This is a genomic window from Pseudomonas sp. NFR09, from assembly GCF_900111535.1.
In the GTDB taxonomy this organism is placed as follows: domain Bacteria; phylum Pseudomonadota; class Gammaproteobacteria; order Pseudomonadales; family Pseudomonadaceae; genus Aquipseudomonas; species Aquipseudomonas extremorientalis.
On record NZ_FOIH01000004.1, the window covers coordinates 123,334 to 144,896 of the forward strand.

Below are 21,563 nucleotides of genomic sequence, written 5' to 3' on the forward strand. Positions count from 1 at the left end.
TTTGCAGCGTAGGACGATTCCCAAATGATAAAAATCGCCTGAGCCACTAAACTCGCGCCCCTTTGCGCGTCTACCTCCTATGCGCGCCATGGATTCCGGCTGACTGATGAAAACCCTCGCCCGCTTCACCTTGTTGTTGCCTGGCCTGTTGGCCCTGAGCGATACCGCTCGGGCCGACGACGCTCCGCTGGTCCTCGCCCCCAGCGTGGTCACCGGCTCGCGCAGCGCCAGCCCGACCTTCGACCTGCCGTACTCGGTGGACGGCATCAGCCGCGAACAGATCAGCGACGGCCAATTGGGCATCAACGCCTCCGAGGCCCTGTCCCGCGTGCCTGGCCTGGTGGTGCAGAACCGCCAGAACTATGCCCAGGACCTGCAGATTTCCTCCCGAGGCTTCGGCGCCCGCTCGGCGTTCGGCGTGCGCGGCATCAAGCTGATTGCCGACGGCATCCCCGCCAGTACCCCGGACGGCCAGGGCCAGGCGGCCACCTTCAACCTCGATACCGCCGAACGCATCGAAGTGCTGCGCGGCCCTGCCGCCACCCTGTATGGCAGCAATGCCGGCGGCGTGATCCAGATGTTCTCCCGCGACGGCGAAGGCCCACCGCGCATCGGCGCCGAGACCCTGGTGGGCAGCGACGGCCTGAACAAGAACCACCTGAACGCCGAAGGCGCGACCAACGGCGCCGGTTTCGTGCTCGACGCTTCGCGCATGGACACCAACGGCTACCGCGACCACAGCAGCGCACGCCGCGACCAGACCTTCGCCAAGCTCAATGTCCAGCCGGATGACGACAGCAAGCTGGCGCTGATCTACAGCAGCCTGGAGCAGAACGGCACCCAGGACCCGCTGGGGCAGACCTGGGCAGCGTACAAGGCCGACCCACGCTCGGTGAGCGCCAACGCGCTGACGTACAACACGCGTAAAAGCATCGATCATCAGCAATTGGGAATGAATTACGAGCGGTACTTCGGCGATGCGACACTGCAGGTGAACGGATATACGGGGCGGCGGAGTGTGATTCAGTATTTGTCGATTCCAAAGGGCACACCCGCCAACGAGCGTGGCGGCGGGGTGGTGCAATTCGACCGCAAGTTCTATGGCGGCAGCGTGCGTTGGATACAGCCTATTGAAAGCGCACCGGGCGAGCTAATGATCATCTCCGGCCTGGATTTCGATCAAAGCGAAGACAGTCGCCACGGCTACCAGAACTACAGCGGCAACACCCTCGGCGTAAAAGGCCAACTGCGCCGCGATGAAATCGACACCGCCCGCAGTCTCGACCCCTATATCCAGGCCAACTGGGCCCTCGACCGCTGGACCCTGCAAGCCGGCGTCCGGCACAGCACCATGCAGTTGGACGTTGACGACCAGTTCCTCAGCAACGGCGATTCCAGCGGCAACAAGACCTATCAGAAAAATACGCCGTCAATGAGCGTGATGTATGCGTTCACGCCTGAACTGCATGGTTATGTGAGCGCGGGCAAAGGCTTCGAAACACCAACCCAGGCCGAATTGGCCTATGCGCCGGGCAATGTGGAGGGCTTCAACTTCGGCTTGAAACCGTCAGAGAGCACCCAGTACGAAGTGGGATTAAAGGCCCAAGTGAAAAACACCAGGATCAATGCGGCCGTATTCCAGATAACTACAGAAGATGAGTTAGTGGTCGCTCAATCCAAAGACGGCCGCACCAGTTACCAAAACGCCGGCCGCACCCTGCGCCGCGGCTTCGAACTGGGCATCGAAAGCCAGCTCAGCGAGCACTGGAGCGCCAACCTCGCCTACACCCGCCTGCAAGCCACCTACGACAGTGACTTCGTCAGCGGCAACACCGCCGTCGACAAGGGCAACTACCTGCCGGGAGTCCCTCAAACCACGCTGTTCGCAGAACTGAGCTGGAAACCAAGGGACTGGGTCAGCACCGCCCTCGAAGGGATGTACCGCAGCCAGGTCTACGTCGAAGACACCAACAGCCAACACGCCGCCCCGACCTACAGCGTATTCAACTGGCGCGCCCGCTTTGAGCAGAAAGTCGAACACTGGACCTTCCACCAGACCCTGCGCCTGGACAACCTGCTCGACCGCCAGTACGTCGGCTCGGTGATCGTCGGCGACGGCAATAACCGCTACTACGAAGCGGCGCCTGGACGTTCGTGGTATGCAGGCGCCGGGGCGGAGTATCGGTTCTGATCAGTTGATGTCTCGTGGCAACCGCTGATCAATCAATTGGTACAACGCACTGCTTTCGGGCCAGTTACGCATGAACCGCGCCCGGTCCTTGGCATACGCCGGGGCGAAGCTCGCCTCAGAGCCGTGCTGACACATGGCGTCCAGGTCGATCAGCGACCAGCGGCCCTGGTCCCAGAACAGGTTGTGGCCCTTGAAATCGCCATGGCTGATGCGTTCACGGATCAGCTCGGCGAACAGGTGATCCAGCGCCTGCAGTTCGTTTTCCGGCGCGTCACCATTTTCAACGTACGGCGCGAAGCGCTCGATGATATCTGGGCCGGGCAGGTATTCGGTGACCAAGTAAGCGCGACGGCGCAACCAGAAGAAGCGTTTTTCCAGCACCGCCAGCGGCTTGGGCGTGGCGATACCGAGGAACGCCAGGCGGTTGCCTTCGCGCCAGGAGTGCCAGGCACGGCTCGGACGCCAGAAGCGTTTGAGCCAGTGGGCGAAGCCCTTGATGTTATAGCGCTTGATTACCAGCGGCCGACCGGCCACCTCGACCTTGGCCACGCTGGCGGCGCCGCCGGTCTTGTACAAATGCCCCTGGTCCAGCAGTGCGTCAGCCTGTTCCAGCACCGGCAGCATGGCCGGTTCCTCTTCCCGCCGGATCGCGCGCAAGGCAAAGGCGCCGCGCACCACGCTGAACAGCGTGCATTCACGGCCGACCTTGCTCAGGAAGTCCTTGAGGCGCCAGGCACTGACCTTACGCACCTGTTTCTCCAGGGCTTCCAGCGGCAGGGCGTGCTCGCCGTTGCTCAGCAGGTAGTACACCAGCAGCTCTTCGGTAAACGGCTCGAGATTCTTCGGCAACTGGGCGAAAAACACCCCGAGGTTTTCCAGCACACGGTTGCGTGAGAGCGGTTTACCCGCTTCTTCGACGCGGATCCCGGCGCCATCGATCAGGTACAGCTTGCCGTCCTGGCGCAGCAGGTTGTCCAGGTGCAGGTCTTCCTGCCATAGGCCCCTGGTGTGCATCTGCGCAATGGCGCCCAGCGCTTCGGCCAGCACGGCGGTTTGTTCGTCAGCCAGCGGCGGCAGGTCTTCGACGGCCTGCCAGGCATCGGCCAGGCTTTCGGCGCCCTCGATGAACTCGAACAGCAGCCAGCCGCCCTCGCCTTCCTGCAAACCATCGGCCAGCAGCAACGGCGTGGTCAGGCCTTGCTCGGCGAGCAGGCGCACGCCGCTGAGTTCACGCTGAAAGTGCCGCGCCGCCTTACTGCCCACCAGTAACTTGGCCAAAACCGGACGACCGCGCCAGACCGCCGCCCCCACATAACGCTCGCCCGGCAGCACACGCAACAGGCTCAGCAGTTGCAACTGGCCCGGGCCGGCCGCATCGGCCAGTTCGAGGGTCAGTGGCAGCCCGGGGTTACGGCCGGCGGCTTTAAGCTCGGACAGACGCATCAACGGTTTTCCTTGTGACTACGGCGCGCGGTCAGTTTCTGCAGCCAGCTGGTGACCAGCGCGCTGTCCTTCGATTGATCAAGATAGGCGGCCAACAGTTGGCGCACCTGTTCATCCGACCACTGCGGTGCACGTCGCAACAACGGCTCCAGGTCCTTGACCCGATCGCGCCAGCCGAACAGCAGCGGGCGGGTTTTCTCAAGGTCGATCAACTGCGCGGCATAGCCGTCGCCGGTGGCCTGCATAAAAATATGCTTGGGATAAAAACAGCCATGCACCTGGCCGACGCTGTGCAACCGGCGCGCAAGCTGACCGCAGGCCAGCAGGATCGCGTGGTGCTGGGCGTCGCTCAATTGAGGCCACTGCCCCAGCAGCGAATCCAGGTCATTCCAGCCGTCCAGGGCACGGGTCAGCAGCATGGCGCGATGCTCGCCGCCCACCTTGCGCTCGCCGTAGAAAGCCGCCTGCAAGGCAGGGATGCCGAGCTTGCGGTAACGACTGATATTGCGGAACTCGCGGGAGAAACTCGGCTCGCCAAAGGGACGGTGCAGGCTGCGCGTCAGGTAGTTGCTCTGACGCTTGAGGTAATAACCGTGGCCGTCCAGCTCCAGACGAAACACGCTGCTCCAGCCGCCGCGACTGGTGTTGGGTTCATCCACTGCATCCAGTTGTTTGGCCCACAGGGCGTCGAACGTCGCCAAGCCGTTGCGCTCCAGCAGCGCCCGGTCTTCAGCCGCCAGGAAATCACTCATTCACGTCCCTCGAAAAACTTCACCACGTGGCGAATACGCTGTTTGTCCGCTGCACTCAGGTGTCGGCGCTGACGGTATTGCATGTAGAAACGCAGGCGCTGGGTGGCGGACAAGTGATACTTGGCCACCTTGTCCAGGCAGGCCAGGTCTTTGGTGATGCGGTACTTGAGCCAGAACCCGCGCCAGAAATCGCCGTTGGGGCAGTCGATCAGGTACAGGGTCTGCTGGTCATCGATCAACAGGTTGCGCCACTTCAAGTCGTTATGGGTAAAGCGATGATCGTGCATGGTGCGTGTGTATTCGGCGAGCTGACGGCTCACCGCGTCGACCCACTTGGGGTCGCGCAGGCGCGCATCGTTGCGCTCGGCCAATACCGAGAGGTCTTCGGTCTTCGGCAGCTCGCGGGTGATCATTGCCCCACGATCATAGGCCAGGCCCTTTCGCTCCAGCCCCCAGGCAACCACATCAGCGGTGGGAATACCCCATTTGGCGAAACGCTTGAGGTTCTGCCATTCGGACTTGACCCGCGGCTTGCCCAGGTAGCGCCGCAGCCCTTTGCCGGCACCAATGTAGCGCTTGACGTAATAGTTGACACCGCCACGCTCCACGCGGATCACTTCCGACAGCGGATCGCGGGTCAGGCGCTCGCCTTGCAGGGCGAAGACCGCTTCGAGGTTGCCGAAATCATCCGCCAGGCTGGCGTACGCAGGTTCCAGGTTCCAACCCGCCATCAGATCGCATCCCCATAACGCAGCTTGCGCGCATACAGCTTGTCGGCCTTGCGCTGCATCAGGCTCAGTGACGCCGATTGCTCAGCGAGGATCTGGCGCAGCGGCTGGCGGAAGTAGCCCTTGAGGAAACGCAGCTTGTCGCGACGGGTGAGGCCGATATCCAGCGCCGAGTAGTACAGCGCGGACAGGTCCTTGTCGCGCCAGCGCAGCGGCAGATGGGCACGCAGTTGAGCGCGGTGCAGGTCGATCACCGACAGCTTGATGTTGTTCGCATCGATGGGCCTGGCGGTGTCCAGCAGGAAGTGGCACAGGTAGCAGTCGCGGTGGTTTACGCCACCCCGGTGCATATCGCCAACCATGCGCGCCAGCTCGGCCGTGAGGGCATGACGCAACGCGGGCGCAGGCGGTTCGGCGACCCAATTGATCGTGACGTCTTCGAGGCTGAGGGTCGGCGCCAGCTCTTCGGTGATGATGAACGAATGCTGGTCCGCCGGGTTGCTGCCCTTCTCGCCGAAAGCCACGCCGGTCATGGTCGGCACGCCGAGTGCCTGGAGTCGATGAATCGCCGCCCATTCAAGGCCTGCGCCCAGCACCGGCAGCTTGGCGGTAATCAGGTTCTTGAAGATTTCGCCCCAGCCGATGCCACGGTGGATCTTCACGAAATACGGACGGCCATCCACCACGGTGCGCAGCGTGCGGCGCGCCGCAAGCTCACGGAATACCTGGCCTTGCAGTTTCTCGACTTCGGCAAAGGCATCAAGCCCGGCCCACAATGTCTTGAACGGTTCGGCAAGAATCAACTTCATCGTTTTGGCTCCGCCAGAATCACATCCGCAGCGCGCTGCGGCATGCTGTAAAGGTCGGCCGTCTCAGCGAAGGCCAGGCCATTGCGGCTCCAGGCCGCGCGCTGTGCAGTGTCGGTGAGCATGTGCGTCAGGTACTGGTTGAGCTGCGCTTGTTCAAACGGCTCATCCAGTACCAGGCCACTGTCGGCCTCGGTAATGTAGTGGGCATACCCACATACTGCCGAGACCAGCACCGGCAACCCGGCCACCAGGGCTTCGAGCAAGACGGTGCCGGTGTTTTCGTTGTACGCCGGGTGAATCAACAGGTCGGCGCCCAGCAGGAAACGCGGGATATCGCTGCGGCCCTTGAGGAACTGCACGTTATCGCCCAAGCCCAAGGTGGCGCTTTGCAGTTGGAATACCTTGGGGTCGTCCTGGCCGATCACAAACAGGCGCGTGCGTTTTTTCAATTCAGGCGGCAACGCGGCCACGGCCTTGAGGCTGCGGTCGACGCCCTTGGTCTTGAAGCCCGAGCCGATCTGCACCAGCAGCAACTCGTCGTCGCCGAGGTTGAATTCCTTGCGGAAACCCTCACGGATTTCGGCGGCATTCGGCGGTGCGCGGCGGTCCTGGGCAATGCCCGGTGGCAGCAGGTGGAAGCGCTCCACCGGGGTGTCGTAATGCTTGATGAACAGCGGCTGCTGCACTTCGGAAATCATCAGGACTTCGGTCTTGGCGTCCTTGGCGAACACTGCGCGCTCGTACTCGGCGAAGTGCTTGTAGCGGCCGAAATAGCGGTACAGCGAGTGGCGCAGGTTTTGCGCCTTGTCTTCAAAGCAACCGTCGGCGGCGTAGTACACGTCCAGGTTGGGCATTTTGTTGAAGCCGACCAGGCGGTCAACCGGGCGCTTGGCCAGGTCTGCGGCCATCCAGGCGCTGAGCTTTTCATTGCGCCGATGGTTGAAGAACGCCTTGACCGGCGCCACCAGCACTTCGAAGCCGGGCGGGATGTCGCCTTCCCAGATCAGCGTGTACACACGAATCTGATGACCGCGCTGCTGGCACTCCAGGGCGATGCGCATGAAGTCGCGCTGCAGGCCACCGAAGGGGAAATATTTGTACAGCACAAAAGCCAGTTGCATCAGTGCAGCTCCTCAGCCAATAACAACGTGCTCAGTCGGCTTGCCACACGCTCTGGGTTCAGGCGAGTGAAGCACAGGGGCGACTCGCGCTTGAGGTCGAACCGACGCAGGTCGTCGGCCGTCGGTTGATAGGTACATTGCTTTTGCAGGCACGGCGCGCAGGGGAAGTCGCTGGCCAGATGAATCTGGCGCTTGCCGTAGGCACCGGTGAGGCCGGGGTTGGTCGGGCCGAACAGGGAGATGGTCGGCACATCCAGCGCGGCGGCCAGGTGGCCGAGACCGGTGTCCACCGCCACACAGGCGCGAGCGCCGGCCAATACACGAGCCACACCGGCCAGGTTCAGCTTGGGTAGCACCTCGGCGTTTTGCAGGCCCTGGGCCAGGCGTTCGGCACGGGCTTTTTCGGCGGCGTTACCCCAGGGCAATTTCACGTCGACACCCAGGCGGCCCACGCGCTCGGCCAGCTCGCGCCAGTAGGCTTCGGGCCAGTGCTTGGTGTCCCAGGTGGTGCCGTGCAACAGCAGCACAAAAGGTTTTTTCGGCGGCAGGCCCAGGAGCTTTTCAGTGCTCAGGCCGTAGTCGCCCAGGCCTTTGGGCAGGTCATATCCGAGCGCCACGGCGAATAACTGGCGCAGACGCTCCACCGCGTGTTGCCCTCGCGCAACGGCGAGGCGTCGCGAATAGAAACGCGCGGCCATCGGCTCGCGGGCGGAGTTTCTGTCGAAACCCGCGACGGGCGCACGCACATAACGGGTCAGCCAGGCGCTTTTCAGCAGGCCCTGGGCGTCGATCACCAGATCGTATTTGGTCGACTGGACTTGCTGCTTGAAGCGCCGCCATTCGCCACTCTTGATGGTTTGCCAGATGTTTTTGCGCCAGCGGCGGATCGCCACCGGGATCACCTTGTCGACCGCCGGGTGCCAGGTAGGAATCTCGGCAAAGCCTTCTTCCACTACCCAGTCGAATTGAATGCCGGGGATCGCCCGCGCCGCGTCGGTCAGCGCCGGCAAGGCGTGGATCACGTCGCCCAGGGATGAGGTCTTGATTACCAGTACGCGCAAACTATCGGACCTCGACCGCAGAGCCCTGCAACCGCTGCAAGGCCTCGTTCACCGGCTGCGGCAACAACTGGCGCATGCAATTGTAGTGGCCGAAACGGCAGGTACGGTCAAAACATGGACTGCACTCCAGGCCCAGGCGCACCACTTCGACCTGATCGGCCAAGGGCGGCGTGAAGCCCGGCGAGGTGGAGCCATACACCGCCACCAGCGGGCGGTTCAGCGCAGCGGCCACGTGCATCAGGCCGGAGTCGTTGGACACCACCGAATCGGCGCAGGACAGCAGGTCGATGGCCTCGGCCAGGGACGTGTCGCCACTGAGGTTCACTGCCTCTTCACGCAGGCCGGGGATCAGGCGCTGGCGAATGTCTTCACCTACCGGATGGTCCTTCTTCGAACCGAACAGCCACACCTGCCAGCCTTCGCGGATCTTCGCCTCGGCCACCTTCGCGTAATGCTCCGACGGCCAGCGCTTGGACTCGCCAAACTCGGCGCCGGGGCACAAGGCCAACACCGGCCGGTCCAGGGTCAGGCCGAACTTGGCCAGGGCCGCGTCGCGGCTCAGCGGGTCGATCTGCAGGCTCGGGCGCGGATACGGCTTGGGCAACTCGGCACCCGGCTCATAGGCCAGGGCCATGAAGCGTTCGATCATCAGCGGGTAGCGGGCTTTGTCCAGCGTGCGCACGTCATTGAGCAGCACGTAGCGGAACTCGCCGCGCCAGCCGGTGCGCTTGGGGATACCGGCAAAATACGGCACCAGCGCCGACTTGAGCGAGTTGGGCAGCAGGATCGCCTGGTCGTACTCACCCGCCAGGGACTTGCCGATGCGACGGCGGGTTGCCAGCTCCAGGGCACCGTGGCCGAGCGGGAAGCTCAAGGCCTTGCGCACCTCGGGCATGCGCTCGAGGATCGGCCGGCTCCACTCGGGGGCGAGCACGTCGATCTGGCAGTCCGGGTAACGCACGCGCAGGCACTGGAAGAGTGTCTGCGCCATCACCATGTCACCGACCCAACTGGGCCCAACGATCAGAATATTCATGTAGTTTCCACAAACGATGCGGGGAGGCTTATGCCTCCCCGCCGTAATAGTGTTTCAGCTCAGCCCCAGCGCCTGCCAGATTCGCATTACCTGGCGCCGTTCGTCGGCAAACTGATCCCCGGCCACTGTACCGGCCTCGTTCTGCAAGGCCTGGCGGTGCGCGGCGGATCGGTAGGCCTTATACACCTCACGCAGCAGATGGGCATCGGCGGCGGGCATCAAGCCTACCTGCTCCAGGCCTTCCAGAATGCGGATATTGTCGGTGTAGCGCAGCAACGATGGATGTTGCGCAGACCACGCCAAAGCCGCGTATTGCACCATAAATTCAATATCGACGATACCTCCGGCGTCCTGCTTGAGGTCGAACAGCGCCGTGGCTTCGAAGGCATTGGCGCCGGTGCCGGCCGCCGTGCCCTTGGTGCCCAGGTTGTCACGCATCTTGGCGCGCATCTCGCTGACCTCCTGGCGCAGCTTCGCCAGGTCCCGCTCCTGCCCCAATACCTTAGCCCGTACCCGCTCGAACGCCTGGCCCACATCCTGGCTGCCCACCAGCACCCGCGCACGAATCAGGGCCTGATGCTCCCAGGTCCAGGCTTCATTTTGCTGATAGCGCTCAAACGCCCCCAGCGAACTCACCAACAAACCGGATGCGCCGGAAGGTCGCAGGCGCATGTCCACTTCATACAACTGGCCCGAGTTGGTCTGGGTGGTCAGCAGGTGAATGATGCGCTGGCCCAGGCGCGTGAAGAACTGCGCACCGTCGATGGGCTTGGCGCCATCGGTTTCCGCCTGGGGATCACCGTCGTGGATAAACACCAGGTCCAGGTCCGAACCATGCCCCAGTTCTATACCGCCGACTTTCCCATAACCGACAATGATAAACCCAGGATCGCACAGGGTGCCGTCCAACCGCTGCGGCGAGCCATGGCGCGCCACGGTCTGGCGCCAGGCCAGGGCCAGCACTTGTTCGAGGATGGCCTCGGCGAGCCAGGTCAGGTAGTCGCTGACTTTCATCAGCGGCAGGCTGCCGGCGATCTCCGAGGCCGCCACGCGCAGGCGGTGGGCCAGCTTGAAGTGCCGCAGGGCTTCCATCTGTTGCTCAAGGTCATCTTCGGGGATGCGTGTAAGACGCTCGCGCAGTTCGGCGGCCAGTTCCGGCGCCAGCGGTGGCTTGAACAGGCGGCCTTCGTTGAGCAATTCGTCGAGCAACAGCGGGAAACGGGTGATCTGCTCGGCGATCCACGGGCTGGCGGCGCACAGGGTCAGCAGACGGCGCAGGGCATCGGGGTTTTCCGTGAGCAGCACCAGGTAAGCGGAACGCCGGGCGACGGCTTCCACCAGCGGCAACACGCGCTCCAGCACCAGGTCCGGGTTGGCGTGCTCGACCGCCTGGGCAAGCAGGCGCGGTATAAAAGCATCCAACCGTTCGCGCCCCAAACGCTGCATGGCCCGCAGTTGCGGGCTGTTGCGCAGGCCGGCCAACGCCTTGAGCGCCTTGGCCGCGTCGGTAAAACCACCTTCGGCCAACTGACGGCAGGCCGCCTCTTCATCCTGGGATTCCTCCCAAAGCGGCAACCACTCACCGCCCACCACCAACTCGCTTTCTTCGCCCTCTTCTTCATCCGGATCGGCGATCACCTGGCGGAAGTGCCAGTCCACCCGACCGCGCCAGTACATCAGGCACTCGTGGAAAGCGTCCCAATCGGCAAAGCCCAACATAAAGGCAATGCGCGCCTGGTCTTCGGGGCTGTCCGGAAGCATTTGTGTCTGGCGATCGGCAATCGCCTGGATCGCGTGCTCGGTGTAACGCAGGAATTCGTAGCCATTGCGCAATTCGGCAATCACCGCCGGCGGCAGGTAACCCTGGCCTTCCAGGGTGCCGAGCACCTTGAGCAGCGGGCGCTGTTGCAGGCTCAGGTCGCGGCCGCCGTGGATCAACTGGAACGCCTGGGCGATAAACTCCACTTCGCGGATGCCGCCCGAGCCCAGCTTGATGTTGTCGGCCATGCCTTTGCGCCGTACTTCCTGCTGAATCAACTGCTTCATCGTGCGCAGCGCTTCGATGGCGGAGAAGTCCAGGTAGCGGCGATAGACGAACGGCCGCAGCATGTCGAGCAGTTGTGCACCGGCCACCTGGTCGCCGGCCACGACCCGCGCCTTGATCATGGCGTAGCGTTCCCAGTCACGGCCCTGATCCTGGTAATACTGCTCCAGCGCGTTGAAGCTCAGTACCAGCGCACCGGCCGAGCCGTAGGGACGCAGGCGCATGTCGACGCGAAACACAAAGCCGTCAACGGTGATCGGGTCGAGGGCCTTGATCAGTTTCTGACCAAGGCGGATAAAAAACTCCTGGTTATCCAGGGCGCGTTTCACACCCACCGTCTCGCCACCTTCCGGGTAGGCGAAGATCAAGTCGATATCCGACGACAGGTTCAACTCCACCGCACCGAGCTTGCCCATGCCGAGGATCACCATGTGCTGCGGCTCGCCGCTGCGCCGCCCGGTGGGCGTGCCGAACTGTACGCAGTGACGTTGGTACAGCCACTGGTAGGCCTGGTCGATGCAGGCGTCGGCCATGTCGGAAAGGTCGCGGCAGGTTTGCACCAGGTCGGCCTGGCGGGTCAGGTCGCGCCAGATGATGCGCACTTGCTGGCGCGTGCGCTGGCGACGCAGCACACGGCCGAGTTCATCTTCTGTTTCGACTTGTTGCACGGCGCCAGCAATCTGCCCGCACAGCTCGCCGGGCGCAAAACCCCGGTCCAACTCGCCCCAGGCGGCCAGCTCGAGCAACATCAAAGGGTCACGAACACTCTGTTCAATGACGAAATCACTGGCGGCGCACACGCGGGCGAAGTCGGCCCACCGTTGCGGCGTCCACGCAGAAAGTCCATGATCGTCGTCCAGCGCGGCCACTGCGTCACGAAATGACTGCTCGGCCCGCTGGGCTTTTGGCAAGAGAATGGCCGGTAGTTGGGCCAGTGTTGGAAGGCTCATGGTCTATCCTTGATCGGCGTGTAATTGGCTACGTGTTGTGAACGCAAGGACCACGCTCTATGAAGGACTGTCGAACAAAGGTTAGAAATAGCTGAAATTAATTTCATTTTGGCAGCCAACATCAAGCTTTCACCTTTTCTTGTTCGCAAAAGATCAACAATAACGATTATGCTCACCAGCCAGACCGAGCCATACGCTCAGTCTTGTGTAGTTTTACTACTCGTATATACATTCGAAAGGCTGAAATGGCCGACGATTTGTAGTAAAACTACAGGACGCCGAAGCAACCTTCGGCCATCCAAGAATTTATGTCGTCTGCCCACAAGGCCAGTCGCAAACTTCAGGCAACCGATTCTGGTAGCCTTTCCGCCCTGGAGCAAGCCATGCAAGACCTCGATCCCGTCGAAACCCAGGAATGGCTGGACGCCCTGGAATCGGTTCTCGACAAAGAAGGCGAAGACCGTGCTCACTACCTGATGACCCGTATGGGCGAACTCGCGACCCGCAGCGGCTCGCAACTGCCTTACGCCATCACTACGCCATACCGCAACACCATCCCCGTTACCCACGAAGCACGCATGCCTGGCGACCTGTTCATGGAACGCCGCATTCGCTCGCTGGTACGCTGGAACGCCATGGCGATGGTAATGCGCACGAACTTGAAAGATTCGGACCTGGGCGGTCACATCTCCAGCTTCGCTTCCAGCGCAACCCTGTATGACATCGGCTTCAACTACTTCTTCCAGGCCCCGACCGACGAACACGGCGGCGACCTGATCTACTTCCAGGGCCACACCTCGCCAGGCGTCTACGCCCGTGCGTTCATGGAAGGCCGCATCAGCGAAGAACACATGAACAACTTCCGCCAGGAAGTGGACGGTAACGGCCTGTCGTCGTACCCGCACCCTTGGCTGATGCCTGATTTCTGGCAGTTCCCGACCGTATCCATGGGCCTGGGCCCGATCCAGGCGATCTACCAGGCACGCTTCATGAAGTACCTGGAAGCCCGTGGCTTCATCCCTGAAGGCAAACAGAAGGTCTGGTGCTTCCTGGGCGACGGCGAGTGCGACGAGCCGGAATCCCTGGGCGCCATCTCCCTGGCCGGCCGCGAGAAGCTGGACAACCTGATCTTTGTCATCAACTGCAACCTGCAGCGCCTCGACGGCCCGGTTCGCGGCAACGGCAAGATCATCCAGGAACTCGAAGGCGTGTTCCGCGGCGCCCAGTGGAACGTGACCAAAGTCATCTGGGGTCGTTTCTGGGACCCACTGCTGGCCAAGGACGTCGACGGTATCCTGCAGCGTCGCATGGACGAAGTCATCGACGGCGAGTACCAGAACTACAAGGCCAAGGACGGCGCGTTCGTCCGCGAACACTTCTTCAACACGCCTGAACTCAAGGCGATGGTTGCCGACCTGTCCGACGACGAAATCTGGAAACTCAACCGTGGCGGCCACGACCCGTACAAGGTCTACGCGGCGTACCACGAAGCGGTCAACCACAAAGAACAACCGACCGTCATCCTGGCCAAGACCATCAAGGGTTATGGCACCGGTGCCGGCGAAGCGAAGAACACTGCGCACAACACCAAGAAAGTCGATGTCGACAGCCTGAAGTTGTTCCGTGACCGCTTCGACATCCCGGTCAAGGATGAAGAGCTGGAAAACCTGCCGTTCTTCAAGCCGGAGCCGAACAGCGCCGAAGCCCGCTACCTGGCCGAGCGCCGCGCCGCACTGGGTGGTTTCGTGCCACAACGCCGCGCGCAGAGCTTCAGCGTACCGACGCCGGACCTGAGCACCCTCAAGGCTATCCTTGACGGCTCGGGCGACCGTGAAATCTCCACCACCATGGCCTTCGTGCGGATCCTCGCGCAGTTGGTCAAGGACAAGGACATCGGCCCGCGCATCGTCCCGATCATCCCGGACGAAGCCCGTACCTTCGGTATGGAAGGCATGTTCCGTCAGTTGGGCATCTACTCCTCCGTCGGCCAGCTCTACGAGCCAGTCGATAAAGACCAGGTGATGTTCTACAAGGAAGACAAGAAGGGCCAGATCCTCGAAGAAGGCATCAACGAAGCGGGCGCAATGAGCTCCTTCATCGCTGCCGGTACTTCGTACTCCAGCCACAACCAGCCGATGCTGCCGTTCTACATCTTCTATTCGATGTTCGGCTTCCAGCGTATCGGCGACCTGGCCTGGGCAGCAGGCGACAGCCGTACCCGTGGCTTCCTGATCGGCGGCACCGCCGGTCGTACCACGCTGAACGGCGAAGGCCTGCAACACGAAGACGGTCACAGCCACATCCTGGCTGCCACCATCCCGAACTGCCGCACCTTTGATCCAACCTACGGCTACGAGCTGGCGGTGATCATCCAGGATGGCATGAAGAAGATGACCGAAGAGCAGCAGGACGTTTTCTACTACATCACTGTGATGAACGAGTCCTACCAGCAGCCAGCCATGCCGGCCGGCGTGGAAGAAGGCATCATCAAGGGCATGTACCTGCTCGAAGAAGACACCAAGGAAGCAGCGCACCACGTACAGCTGATGGGCTCCGGCACCATCCTGCGCGAAGTGCGTGAAGCGGCCAAGATCCTGCGTGACGAGTTCAACGTCGGGGCCGACGTATGGAGCGTGACCAGCTTCAACGAACTGCGTCGCGATGGCCTGGCCGTAGAGCGTCACAACCGCCTGCACCCTGGCCAGAAGCCACAGCGCACCTTCGTTGAAGAGTGCCTGACCGGCCGTAAAGGCCCGGTGATCGCTTCGACCGACTACATGAAACTGTTTGCTGAACAAATTCGCCAGTGGGTCCCGTCCAAGGAATTCAAAGTCCTGGGCACCGACGGTTTCGGCCGCAGTGACAGCCGCAAGAAGCTGCGTCACTTCTTCGAAGTTGACCGTCACTTCGTGGTGTTGGCAGCCCTGGAAGCCTTGGCTGACCGTGGTGAGATCGAACCGAAGGTGGTGGCTGACGCTATCGTCAAGTTCGGGATCAACCCGGAAAAACGCAACCCACTGGACTGCTGAGGAGACTTTTTGTGAGCGAACTCATTCGCGTACCTGACATCGGCAGCGGTGAAGGTGAAGTAATCGAGCTGTTTGTGAAGGTCGGCGACACCGTCGAAGCCGACCAGAGCATCCTGACCCTGGAATCGGACAAGGCGAGCATGGAAATCCCTGCTCCCAAGGCCGGCGTGGTCAAGAGCCTGAAAGTGAAGCTGGGCGACCGCCTGAAAGAAGGCGACGAACTGCTGGAGCTGGAAATCGAAGGTGCCGCTGATGCGGCCCCTGCGCCGGCGGCCCCTGCTGCCGCCGCTGCACCTGCGCCTGCTGCTGAAAAACCTGCCGAAGCGCCTGCCGCTGCGGCTGCCGCACCTGCCGCCGCCACTGTCCAGGACATTCACGTCCCGGACATCGGTTCGTCGGGCAAGGCCAAGATCATCGAGCTGCTGGTCAAGGTCGGCGACACCGTCGAAGCCGACCAGTCGCTGATCACCCTGGAGTCCGACAAAGCCTCCATGGAAATCCCTTCGCCGGCTGCCGGCGTGGTGGAAAGCATTGCGGTCAAGCTGGAAGACGAAGTCGGCACCGGTGACTTCATCCTCAAGCTGAAAGTACAAGGCGCAGCGCCTGCCGCCGCCTCAGCCCCGGCCGCTGCTCCAGCCGCCAAGGCTGAAGCCGCACCGGCTGCCGCTGCACCTGCACATGCACCTGCTGCAAAAGTCGAGGCCGCTCCGGCCGCTGCTGCTGCCGCACCTGCGCCAAGCGGTGCCAAGGTTCACGCCGGCCCTGCCGTGCGTCAGTTGGCCCGTGAGTTCGGCGTGGAGCTGAGCGCTGTGTCGGCCACTGGCCCTCACGGTCGCGTGTTGAAGGAAGACGTGCAGGTTTACGTCAAGGCCATGATGCAGAAAGCCAAGGAAGCGCCAGCTGCTGGTGGCGCTACCGGTGGTTCGGGCATTCCGCCGATCCGCACCGTGGACTTCAGCCGCTTCGGCGAAGTCGAAGAAGTGCCGATGACCCGCCTGATGCAAATCGGCGCGGCCGGCCTGCACGCCAGTTGGCTGAACATCCCGCACGTGACGCAGTTCGACCAGGCCGACATCACCGACCTGGAAGCTTTCCGCATTGCGCAGAAAGCCGTGGCCGAAAAAGCCGGCGTGAAACTGACCGTGCTGCCGCTGCTGCTCAAGGCCTGTGCCTACCTGCTCAAGGAGCTGCCGGACTTCAACAGTTCGCTGGCGCCAAGCGGCAAGGCGATCATCCGCAAGAAGTACGTGCACATCGGTTTCGCGGTGGACACCCCGGATGGCCTGCTGGTACCGGTGATCAAGAACGTCGACCAGAAGAGCCTGCTGCAACTCGCAGCCGAAGCCGCCGCGCTGGCTGCCAAGGCCCGCGACAAGAAGCTCACCCCGGACGACATGCAGGGCGCATGCTTCACCATCTCCAGCCTCGGTCACATTGGCGGTACTGGCTTTACGCCAATCGTCAACGCGCCGGAAGTGGCGATCCTGGGTGTGTCCAAGGCGACTATCCAGCCGGTTTGGGACGGTAAAGCGTTCCAGCCGAAGCTGATGCTGCCGCTGTCGCTGTCCTACGATCACCGTGTGATCAACGGCGCCGCCGCTGCGCGCTTCACCCAGCGTCTGGGCCAAGTGCTGAACGATATCCGCACGATCTTGCTGTAAACCGTCACGGCCTCCTCTTCACTGAGGAGGCCTGGCTGTATCGATTTTCGAGCGCCACGCTCGTACCTCAACCCCGCCACTTGGCGGGGCTTTTTTTGCCGGCTTTCAGGCAGGAAACTGGACATACAAGACAGGTTTGTACACCTTCCATCACCTCGATTGCAGAAATCCCTTCCGCAGCCGATAACCCCGTTATAGCACTTAGCCTTCATCCTCTCTTGTCAGCCCGCGCCGCATGATGCAACCTTGCCGCAGGCAACAGAAAAGAGGGCGTGAGCCCGGCGCCGTGCGCGTTATTTCAAGTGAGTCTCCCCCATGAAAAGCCAGCCCGATGTCGCCCGAATGGCGGCCGAGGTAGTGACGCAGTTACCGGTGCCTTCGCGCCTCGGTATGCTGCGTTTCGAGCGGCTTAATGAGGCAAGCTGGGCCCTCCTTTACCTCGACCCCAATTGCGAGCGCCAATTCGGCCTGCCGGCGGTCGAGCTGTGCGCGCTGATCGGCACTCCTTACGCCAGCCTGATGGAGCCCCAGGCGCGCTATCAACTGCACGACATCATCCAGCAGCAACTGAACCAGAGCCCGCACTACCTGGTGCGCTACACCCTGCACACCAGCGACGGCCCGCTGAGCCTGCTGGAAATGGGCGAAGCCTACAAACAACACAATCGCCACCTGCTGCGCGGCTACCTGATGGTGGTCGATGGCCTGTTCAGTGAAATCCCCACTGCCGTGCCCACGGCAGACCTGGAGAACCAGAACAGCCGCCTGCAGATCGCCCTGGAACTCAACCAGCGGGCCCAGCAGGAACAGTTGCAGCACCTTGAGCGGGTGCGCGCCCAACAGGAGTTGATCCTGCTGCTGGCCCGTCAGCGCTACACCACTAACAATTCGCTGCAGGAAGCTGCCGAGCTGATCACCCGCAGCGCCTGCGATATCTACCAGATCGACTGCGCCAGCATCTGGAACCTTGAAGGCCAGCGCCTGGTGCCGATCTCCGCTTACCACCGCGCAGACGGGCAGCATCACTTGCCCGAGCCTATCGACGCCAGTTGCTTCCCGGACTACCTGGAAGCCTTGCACTCCAGCCGGGCCATCGACGCCACCAACGCACTGCGCGACCCGCGCACCCGAGAAATGGCCGACAGCCTGCGCGACAAAGACATCCACGCGATGCTTGACGCGAGCATTCGCGTCGATGGCCATGTGGTGGGCGTGCTGTGCCTGGAGCAAAGCGGCAGCACCCGCGCCTGGCAGGCCGATGAAATTGCCTTTGCCGGCGAGCTGGCCGACCAGTTCGCCCAGGTGATCAACAACCACAACCGCCGCACCGCCACCAGCGCCCTGCACCTGTTCCAGCGTGCCGTGGAACAAAGCGCCAACGCCTTTCTGCTGGTCAACTGCGATGGTGTAGTGGAGTACGTCAACCCAAGCTTTACTGCAATCACCCAGTACAGCGCCGAAGAGGTTCACGGCCACCGCCTGGCCCAATTGCCGGCGCTGGAGAACCTCAGCGAATTGCTGTTCGACGCTCCCTCGAGCCTGGCCAAAAGCAACAGCTGGCAGGGCGAATTCAAGAGCCGGCGCAAGAACCTGGAGCCCTACTGGGGCCAGCTGTCGATTTCCAAGGTGTATGGCGACAACCGTGAGCTGACGCACTACATCGGCATCTACGAAGACATTACCCAGACCAAGCTGGCCCAGCAGCGTATCGAGCGCCTGGCCTACACGGACAACCTGACCAACCTGGGCAATCGCCCGGCGTTCATCCGCAACCTCGATGAACGCTTCGCCCGTGACAGCGACAGCCCGATCAGCCTGCTGCTGGTGGACATCGACAACTTCAAGCGCATCAACGACAGCCTAGGCCACCAGACCGGTGACAAGCTGCTGATCAGCCTGGCCCGGCGCCTGCGCAACAGCCTGAGCACCGGTGGCAGCCTGGCGCGCTTTGCCAGCAACGAGTTTGCGGTGCTGCTCGACGACACCGACCTGGAAAGTGGCCAGTTGGTGGCCAGCCAATTGCTCGCGACCCTCGACAAGCCGATGTTCGTCGACAACCAGTTGATCAGCGTCACCGGCTCCGTGGGCCTGGCCTGCGCGCCACTGCATGGCCGCGACCCGCAGACCCTGATGCGTAACGCCGGCCTGGCCCTGCACAAGGCCAAGGCCAACGGCAAACATCAGGTGCAGATCTTTACCGAAGCGCTGAATGCCGAGGCCAGCTACAAGCTGTTCGTCGAGAACAACCTGCGCCGCGCCCTCACCCAGAACGAACTGGACGTGTTCTACCAGCCCAAGCTGTGCCTGCGCAGTGGCCGTCTGCTGGGCATGGAAGCGCTATTGCGCTGGAACCATCCGGAAAAAGGCATGATCCGCCCTGACCAATTCATCAGCGTGGCTGAAGAAACCGGCCTGATTATCCCCATCGGCAAATGGATCGCGCGCCAGGCCTGTCGCATGAGCCGTCAGTTGACCGCCGCTGGCATGGGCAACTTGCAGGTGGCGATCAACCTGTCACCCAAGCAGTTTTCCGACCCGGACCTGGTGGCCTCGATCGCCACGATCCTCAAGGAAGAAAAACTGCCGGCCAACCTGCTGGAGCTGGAACTGACCGAAGGCCTGCTACTGGAAGCCACCGAAGACACGCGCCTGCAGCTTGATCAATTGAAGAGCTTCGGCCTGACCCTGGCCATGGACGACTTCGGCACCGGTTACTCGTCGTTGAGTTACTTGAAAAAATTCCCCATCGACATCATCAAGATCGACCGCAGCTTCATCCACGAAATCCCGGACAACCAGGACGACATGGAAATCACCTCGGCGGTGATCGCCATGGCCCACAATCTCAAGCTCAAGGTAGTGGCCGAGGGCATCGAGACCGCCGAGCAACTGGCGTTCCTGCGCCGGCACCGTTGCGATGTGGGCCAGGGCTACCTGTTCGACCGACCGATCCCCGGCGCCGAGCTGCTGGCGATGCTGAAACGCTACCCGCGCGGCCCTATCGCCTGACAGCGCTGTAACACTCGGGCACACTGGCGGTCTCAATCTTTATTGCTAACTCAACCTGACGAGAGGACTGATCATGGTCTTGCGCTCGGAAATTCTGGTGAACAAAAACGTGCTGCCTACTCAAGAACAAGCTCTGCCTGGCCGTGAAACCCCGATGGCATTGCCGGAGACGCACTTCGTCAATGGCAACCCGCTGCTCGGACCGTTCCTCGATGACGTCGGCTTTGCAATCTTCGGCCTGGGCTGCTTCTGGGGTGCCGAGCGTCGGTTCTGGCAGCGCGATGGCGTGGTCAGCACTGTGGTCGGTTACGCCGGCGGCTACACGCCCAACCCGACCTATGAAGAAGTCTGCTCGGGCCTGACCGGCCACAGCGAAGTGGTGCTGGTGGTGTATGACCAGGCCAAAGTGAAATACGAAGACTTGTTGAAAATGTTCTGGGAACTGCACAACCCCACCCAGGGCATGCGCCAGGGCAATGACATCGGCAGCCAGTACCGCTCAGTGATTTATGCCACCACGCCGGAACAACTGGCGGCGGCGCAGGCCAGCGCCAAGGCGTATCAAGCCGAACTGACCAAGGCCGGCCTGGGTGCGATTACCACCGAAATCGAAGAGGCACCGACGGTGTACTTCGCCGAGGCGTATCACCAGCAGTACCTGGCGAAAAATCCGCAGGGCTATTGCGGGATTGGTGGCACCGGTGTGACCTGCCCGATCTAAAGTCGACACGGGTAAAATGTGGGAGGGGGCTTGCCCCCTCCCACATGAGGTATTCACAAGGCGTGGTTACTCAGCGATGAGCCAATCCATCTGCCACCCGCCCTGGGTCTGCCCAAGCTTCCTGGACAGCCACGGCAGCAGCTCACGCAGCTCCTCTTCCAGCCCCCACGGCGGGTTGGCGATGGCCAGGCCCGAGCCGGTCAGGGTGTTGGGGGTGTCCAGCGGATGCACCAGTAACTCCACTCGCAGCAACTTCGGCGCGCCGGTGCCGGCCAGGTCCTGGTAGAAACGACGCAACATGCGCTGGTCTTTCACCGGGTACCAGATGGCCGCGACGGTCTGGCGCATACGGCCCACGGCTTCCTTGAGGGAGGCGGCGCAGCGTTGCATCTCGTCGAGCTTTTCGAACGGCGGGTCGATCAGCATCAGCGCGCGCTTTTCCGGCACCGGCAACAGCGCACGCGGTACGTGCCAACCTTCGCCCAGGTGCACTTTGACGCGGCGGTCACCCTTCATGTTGTCCTTGAGCAACACGCCGTCTTCCGGGTGTTTCTCATTGAGCAGCACGCGGTCCTGAGGGCGCGTCAGGCGCCGCGCCAGCTCGGGCGAACCAGGGTAGTAGCGCAACTCGCCATCCGGGTTCATCTCATGCAGCACGCGCATGTAATCGGCGGTCAACGGCGGCAGGTCGCTTGCGCTCCACAGGCGGGCGATGCCTTCCAGGTATTCACCGGTGCGGTTGGCCTGGTCGCCCTGCAGGTCGTACAGACCGATCCCCGCATGGGTGTCGAGGTAGGCGAACGGCTGCTCCTTGCGCGACATCAGGGCGATGAGGCGGGTCAAGGTCAGGTGTTTGAAGACATCGGCGTGGTTGCCGGCGTGAAAGGCGTGACGATAATTCATGGTTGCTCCTGCGCAGGGGGCGAAGTTTACCTTTTACGCAAGCGTTGGTGCAGGGCAACGTGCCGGGCGGTACTTATATCGAAAAGACAGGCTTTCACCTGAAAA

General features: G+C 62.2%; 14 protein-coding genes. 5 read left to right on the plus strand and 9 right to left on the minus strand.

Annotated features, from left to right (window positions below):
- Nucleotides 1–106 precede the first annotated feature (106 nt).
- Entirely contained in the window at nucleotides 107–2,191 is a 2,085-nt protein-coding gene (locus BMX59_RS10975) for a TonB-dependent receptor family protein (RefSeq protein ID WP_093121297.1), read from the plus strand.
- Here BMX59_RS10975 and BMX59_RS10980 read toward each other — a convergent pair whose 3' ends face one another.
- Genes BMX59_RS10980 through glnE form a run of 8 tightly spaced genes read right to left on the minus strand, consistent with a single transcriptional unit; the run spans nucleotide 2,192 to nucleotide 12,135 of the window.
- Nucleotides 2,192–3,634 (minus strand): lipopolysaccharide kinase InaA family protein, encoded by a 1,443-nt coding sequence (locus tag BMX59_RS10980; protein WP_093121298.1) that lies wholly within the window; start codon nucleotides 3,632–3,634, stop codon nucleotides 2,192–2,194.
- A complete protein-coding gene (locus tag BMX59_RS10985) occupies nucleotides 3,634–4,386 on the minus strand; it encodes a lipopolysaccharide kinase InaA family protein (RefSeq protein WP_093121299.1) in 753 nt (250 codons plus the stop codon). The genes BMX59_RS10980 and BMX59_RS10985 overlap by 1 nt, the downstream gene beginning before the upstream one ends.
- Nucleotides 4,383–5,117, minus strand: a complete 735-nt coding sequence (locus tag BMX59_RS10990; protein WP_093121300.1) for a lipopolysaccharide kinase InaA family protein — start codon at nucleotides 5,115–5,117, stop codon at nucleotides 4,383–4,385. Before BMX59_RS10990 ends, BMX59_RS10985 begins: the two co-directional genes overlap by 4 nt.
- The gene (gene rfaP / locus BMX59_RS10995) at nucleotides 5,117–5,923 is read right to left on the minus strand and encodes a lipopolysaccharide core heptose(I) kinase RfaP (RefSeq protein ID WP_071492317.1); all 807 of its coding nucleotides are present in this window, start codon (nucleotides 5,921–5,923) and stop codon (nucleotides 5,117–5,119) included. Before rfaP ends, BMX59_RS10990 begins: the two co-directional genes overlap by 1 nt.
- Nucleotides 5,920–7,044 carry a glycosyltransferase family 4 protein gene (locus BMX59_RS11000; protein WP_071492318.1) on the minus strand — a complete coding sequence of 375 codons (1,125 nt, stop codon included), beginning with the start codon at nucleotides 7,042–7,044 and terminating at the stop codon, nucleotides 5,920–5,922. The genes rfaP and BMX59_RS11000 overlap by 4 nt, the downstream gene beginning before the upstream one ends.
- Nucleotides 7,044–8,105: a lipopolysaccharide heptosyltransferase I gene (gene waaC, locus BMX59_RS11005; RefSeq protein WP_093121301.1), complete on the minus strand. Its 1,062-nt coding sequence runs from the start codon at nucleotides 8,103–8,105 to the stop codon at nucleotides 7,044–7,046. Before waaC ends, BMX59_RS11000 begins: the two co-directional genes overlap by 1 nt.
- A 1-nt stretch (nucleotide 8,106) precedes the next feature.
- Nucleotides 8,107–9,141, minus strand: a complete 1,035-nt coding sequence (gene waaF, locus BMX59_RS11010; protein WP_071492320.1) for a lipopolysaccharide heptosyltransferase II — start codon at nucleotides 9,139–9,141, stop codon at nucleotides 8,107–8,109.
- 54 nt (nucleotides 9,142–9,195) lie between these two features.
- Nucleotides 9,196–12,135 carry a bifunctional [glutamate--ammonia ligase]-adenylyl-L-tyrosine phosphorylase/[glutamate--ammonia-ligase] adenylyltransferase gene (gene glnE, locus BMX59_RS11015; RefSeq protein ID WP_093121302.1) on the minus strand — a complete coding sequence of 980 codons (2,940 nt, stop codon included), beginning with the start codon at nucleotides 12,133–12,135 and terminating at the stop codon, nucleotides 9,196–9,198.
- Between the two features lie 383 nt (nucleotides 12,136–12,518).
- On the opposite strand from glnE, the gene aceE reads away from it, so the two are divergent.
- From aceE to msrA, 4 genes are all read left to right on the plus strand, one after another.
- Nucleotides 12,519–15,164 (plus strand): pyruvate dehydrogenase (acetyl-transferring), homodimeric type, encoded by a 2,646-nt coding sequence (gene aceE, locus BMX59_RS11020; protein WP_058423512.1) that lies wholly within the window; start codon nucleotides 12,519–12,521, stop codon nucleotides 15,162–15,164.
- A gap of 11 nt (nucleotides 15,165–15,175) precedes the next feature.
- Nucleotides 15,176–16,825: a dihydrolipoyllysine-residue acetyltransferase gene (gene aceF, locus BMX59_RS11025; protein WP_093121303.1), complete on the plus strand. Its 1,650-nt coding sequence runs from the start codon at nucleotides 15,176–15,178 to the stop codon at nucleotides 16,823–16,825.
- A gap of 315 nt (nucleotides 16,826–17,140) precedes the next feature.
- Entirely contained in the window at nucleotides 17,141–19,834 is a 2,694-nt protein-coding gene (locus BMX59_RS11030; RefSeq protein WP_071492324.1) for a putative bifunctional diguanylate cyclase/phosphodiesterase, read from the plus strand.
- Between the two features lie 73 nt (nucleotides 19,835–19,907).
- Entirely contained in the window at nucleotides 19,908–20,555 is a 648-nt protein-coding gene (msrA, locus tag BMX59_RS11035; protein WP_071492325.1) for a peptide-methionine (S)-S-oxide reductase MsrA, read from the plus strand.
- Nucleotides 20,556–20,621: 66 nt separating this feature from the next.
- On the opposite strand, the gene BMX59_RS11040 is transcribed toward msrA, so the two are convergent.
- Nucleotides 20,622–21,458 carry a 23S rRNA (adenine(2030)-N(6))-methyltransferase RlmJ gene (locus BMX59_RS11040; RefSeq protein WP_093121304.1) on the minus strand — a complete coding sequence of 279 codons (837 nt, stop codon included), beginning with the start codon at nucleotides 21,456–21,458 and terminating at the stop codon, nucleotides 20,622–20,624.
- Nucleotides 21,459–21,563: the final 105 nt, after the last annotated feature.

What these genes read in the sequence shown, in the direction of transcription:
- BMX59_RS11030 (WP_071492324.1), top strand. Translation starts at nt 17,141, where the DNA reads ATGAAAAGCCAGCCCGATGTCGCCCGAATGGCGGCCGAGGTAGTGACG.
- BMX59_RS10990 (WP_093121300.1), bottom strand. Translation starts at nt 5,117, where the DNA reads ATGGCGGGTTGGAACCTGGAACCTGCGTACGCCAGCCTGGCGGATGAT.
- BMX59_RS11040 (WP_093121304.1), bottom strand. Translation starts at nt 21,458, where the DNA reads ATGAATTATCGTCACGCCTTTCACGCCGGCAACCACGCCGATGTCTTC.
- waaF (WP_071492320.1), bottom strand. Translation starts at nt 9,141, where the DNA reads ATGAATATTCTGATCGTTGGGCCCAGTTGGGTCGGTGACATGGTGATG.
- BMX59_RS10985 (WP_093121299.1), bottom strand. Translation starts at nt 4,386, where the DNA reads ATGAGTGATTTCCTGGCGGCTGAAGACCGGGCGCTGCTGGAGCGCAAC.
- BMX59_RS10975 (WP_093121297.1), top strand. Translation starts at nt 107, where the DNA reads ATGAAAACCCTCGCCCGCTTCACCTTGTTGTTGCCTGGCCTGTTGGCC.
- msrA (WP_071492325.1), top strand. Translation starts at nt 19,908, where the DNA reads ATGGTCTTGCGCTCGGAAATTCTGGTGAACAAAAACGTGCTGCCTACT.
- BMX59_RS11000 (WP_071492318.1), bottom strand. Translation starts at nt 7,044, where the DNA reads ATGCAACTGGCTTTTGTGCTGTACAAATATTTCCCCTTCGGTGGCCTG.
- glnE (WP_093121302.1), bottom strand. Translation starts at nt 12,135, where the DNA reads ATGAGCCTTCCAACACTGGCCCAACTACCGGCCATTCTCTTGCCAAAA.
- aceE (WP_058423512.1), top strand. Translation starts at nt 12,519, where the DNA reads ATGCAAGACCTCGATCCCGTCGAAACCCAGGAATGGCTGGACGCCCTG.
- BMX59_RS10980 (WP_093121298.1), bottom strand. Translation starts at nt 3,634, where the DNA reads ATGCGTCTGTCCGAGCTTAAAGCCGCCGGCCGTAACCCCGGGCTGCCA.
- rfaP (WP_071492317.1), bottom strand. Translation starts at nt 5,923, where the DNA reads ATGAAGTTGATTCTTGCCGAACCGTTCAAGACATTGTGGGCCGGGCTT.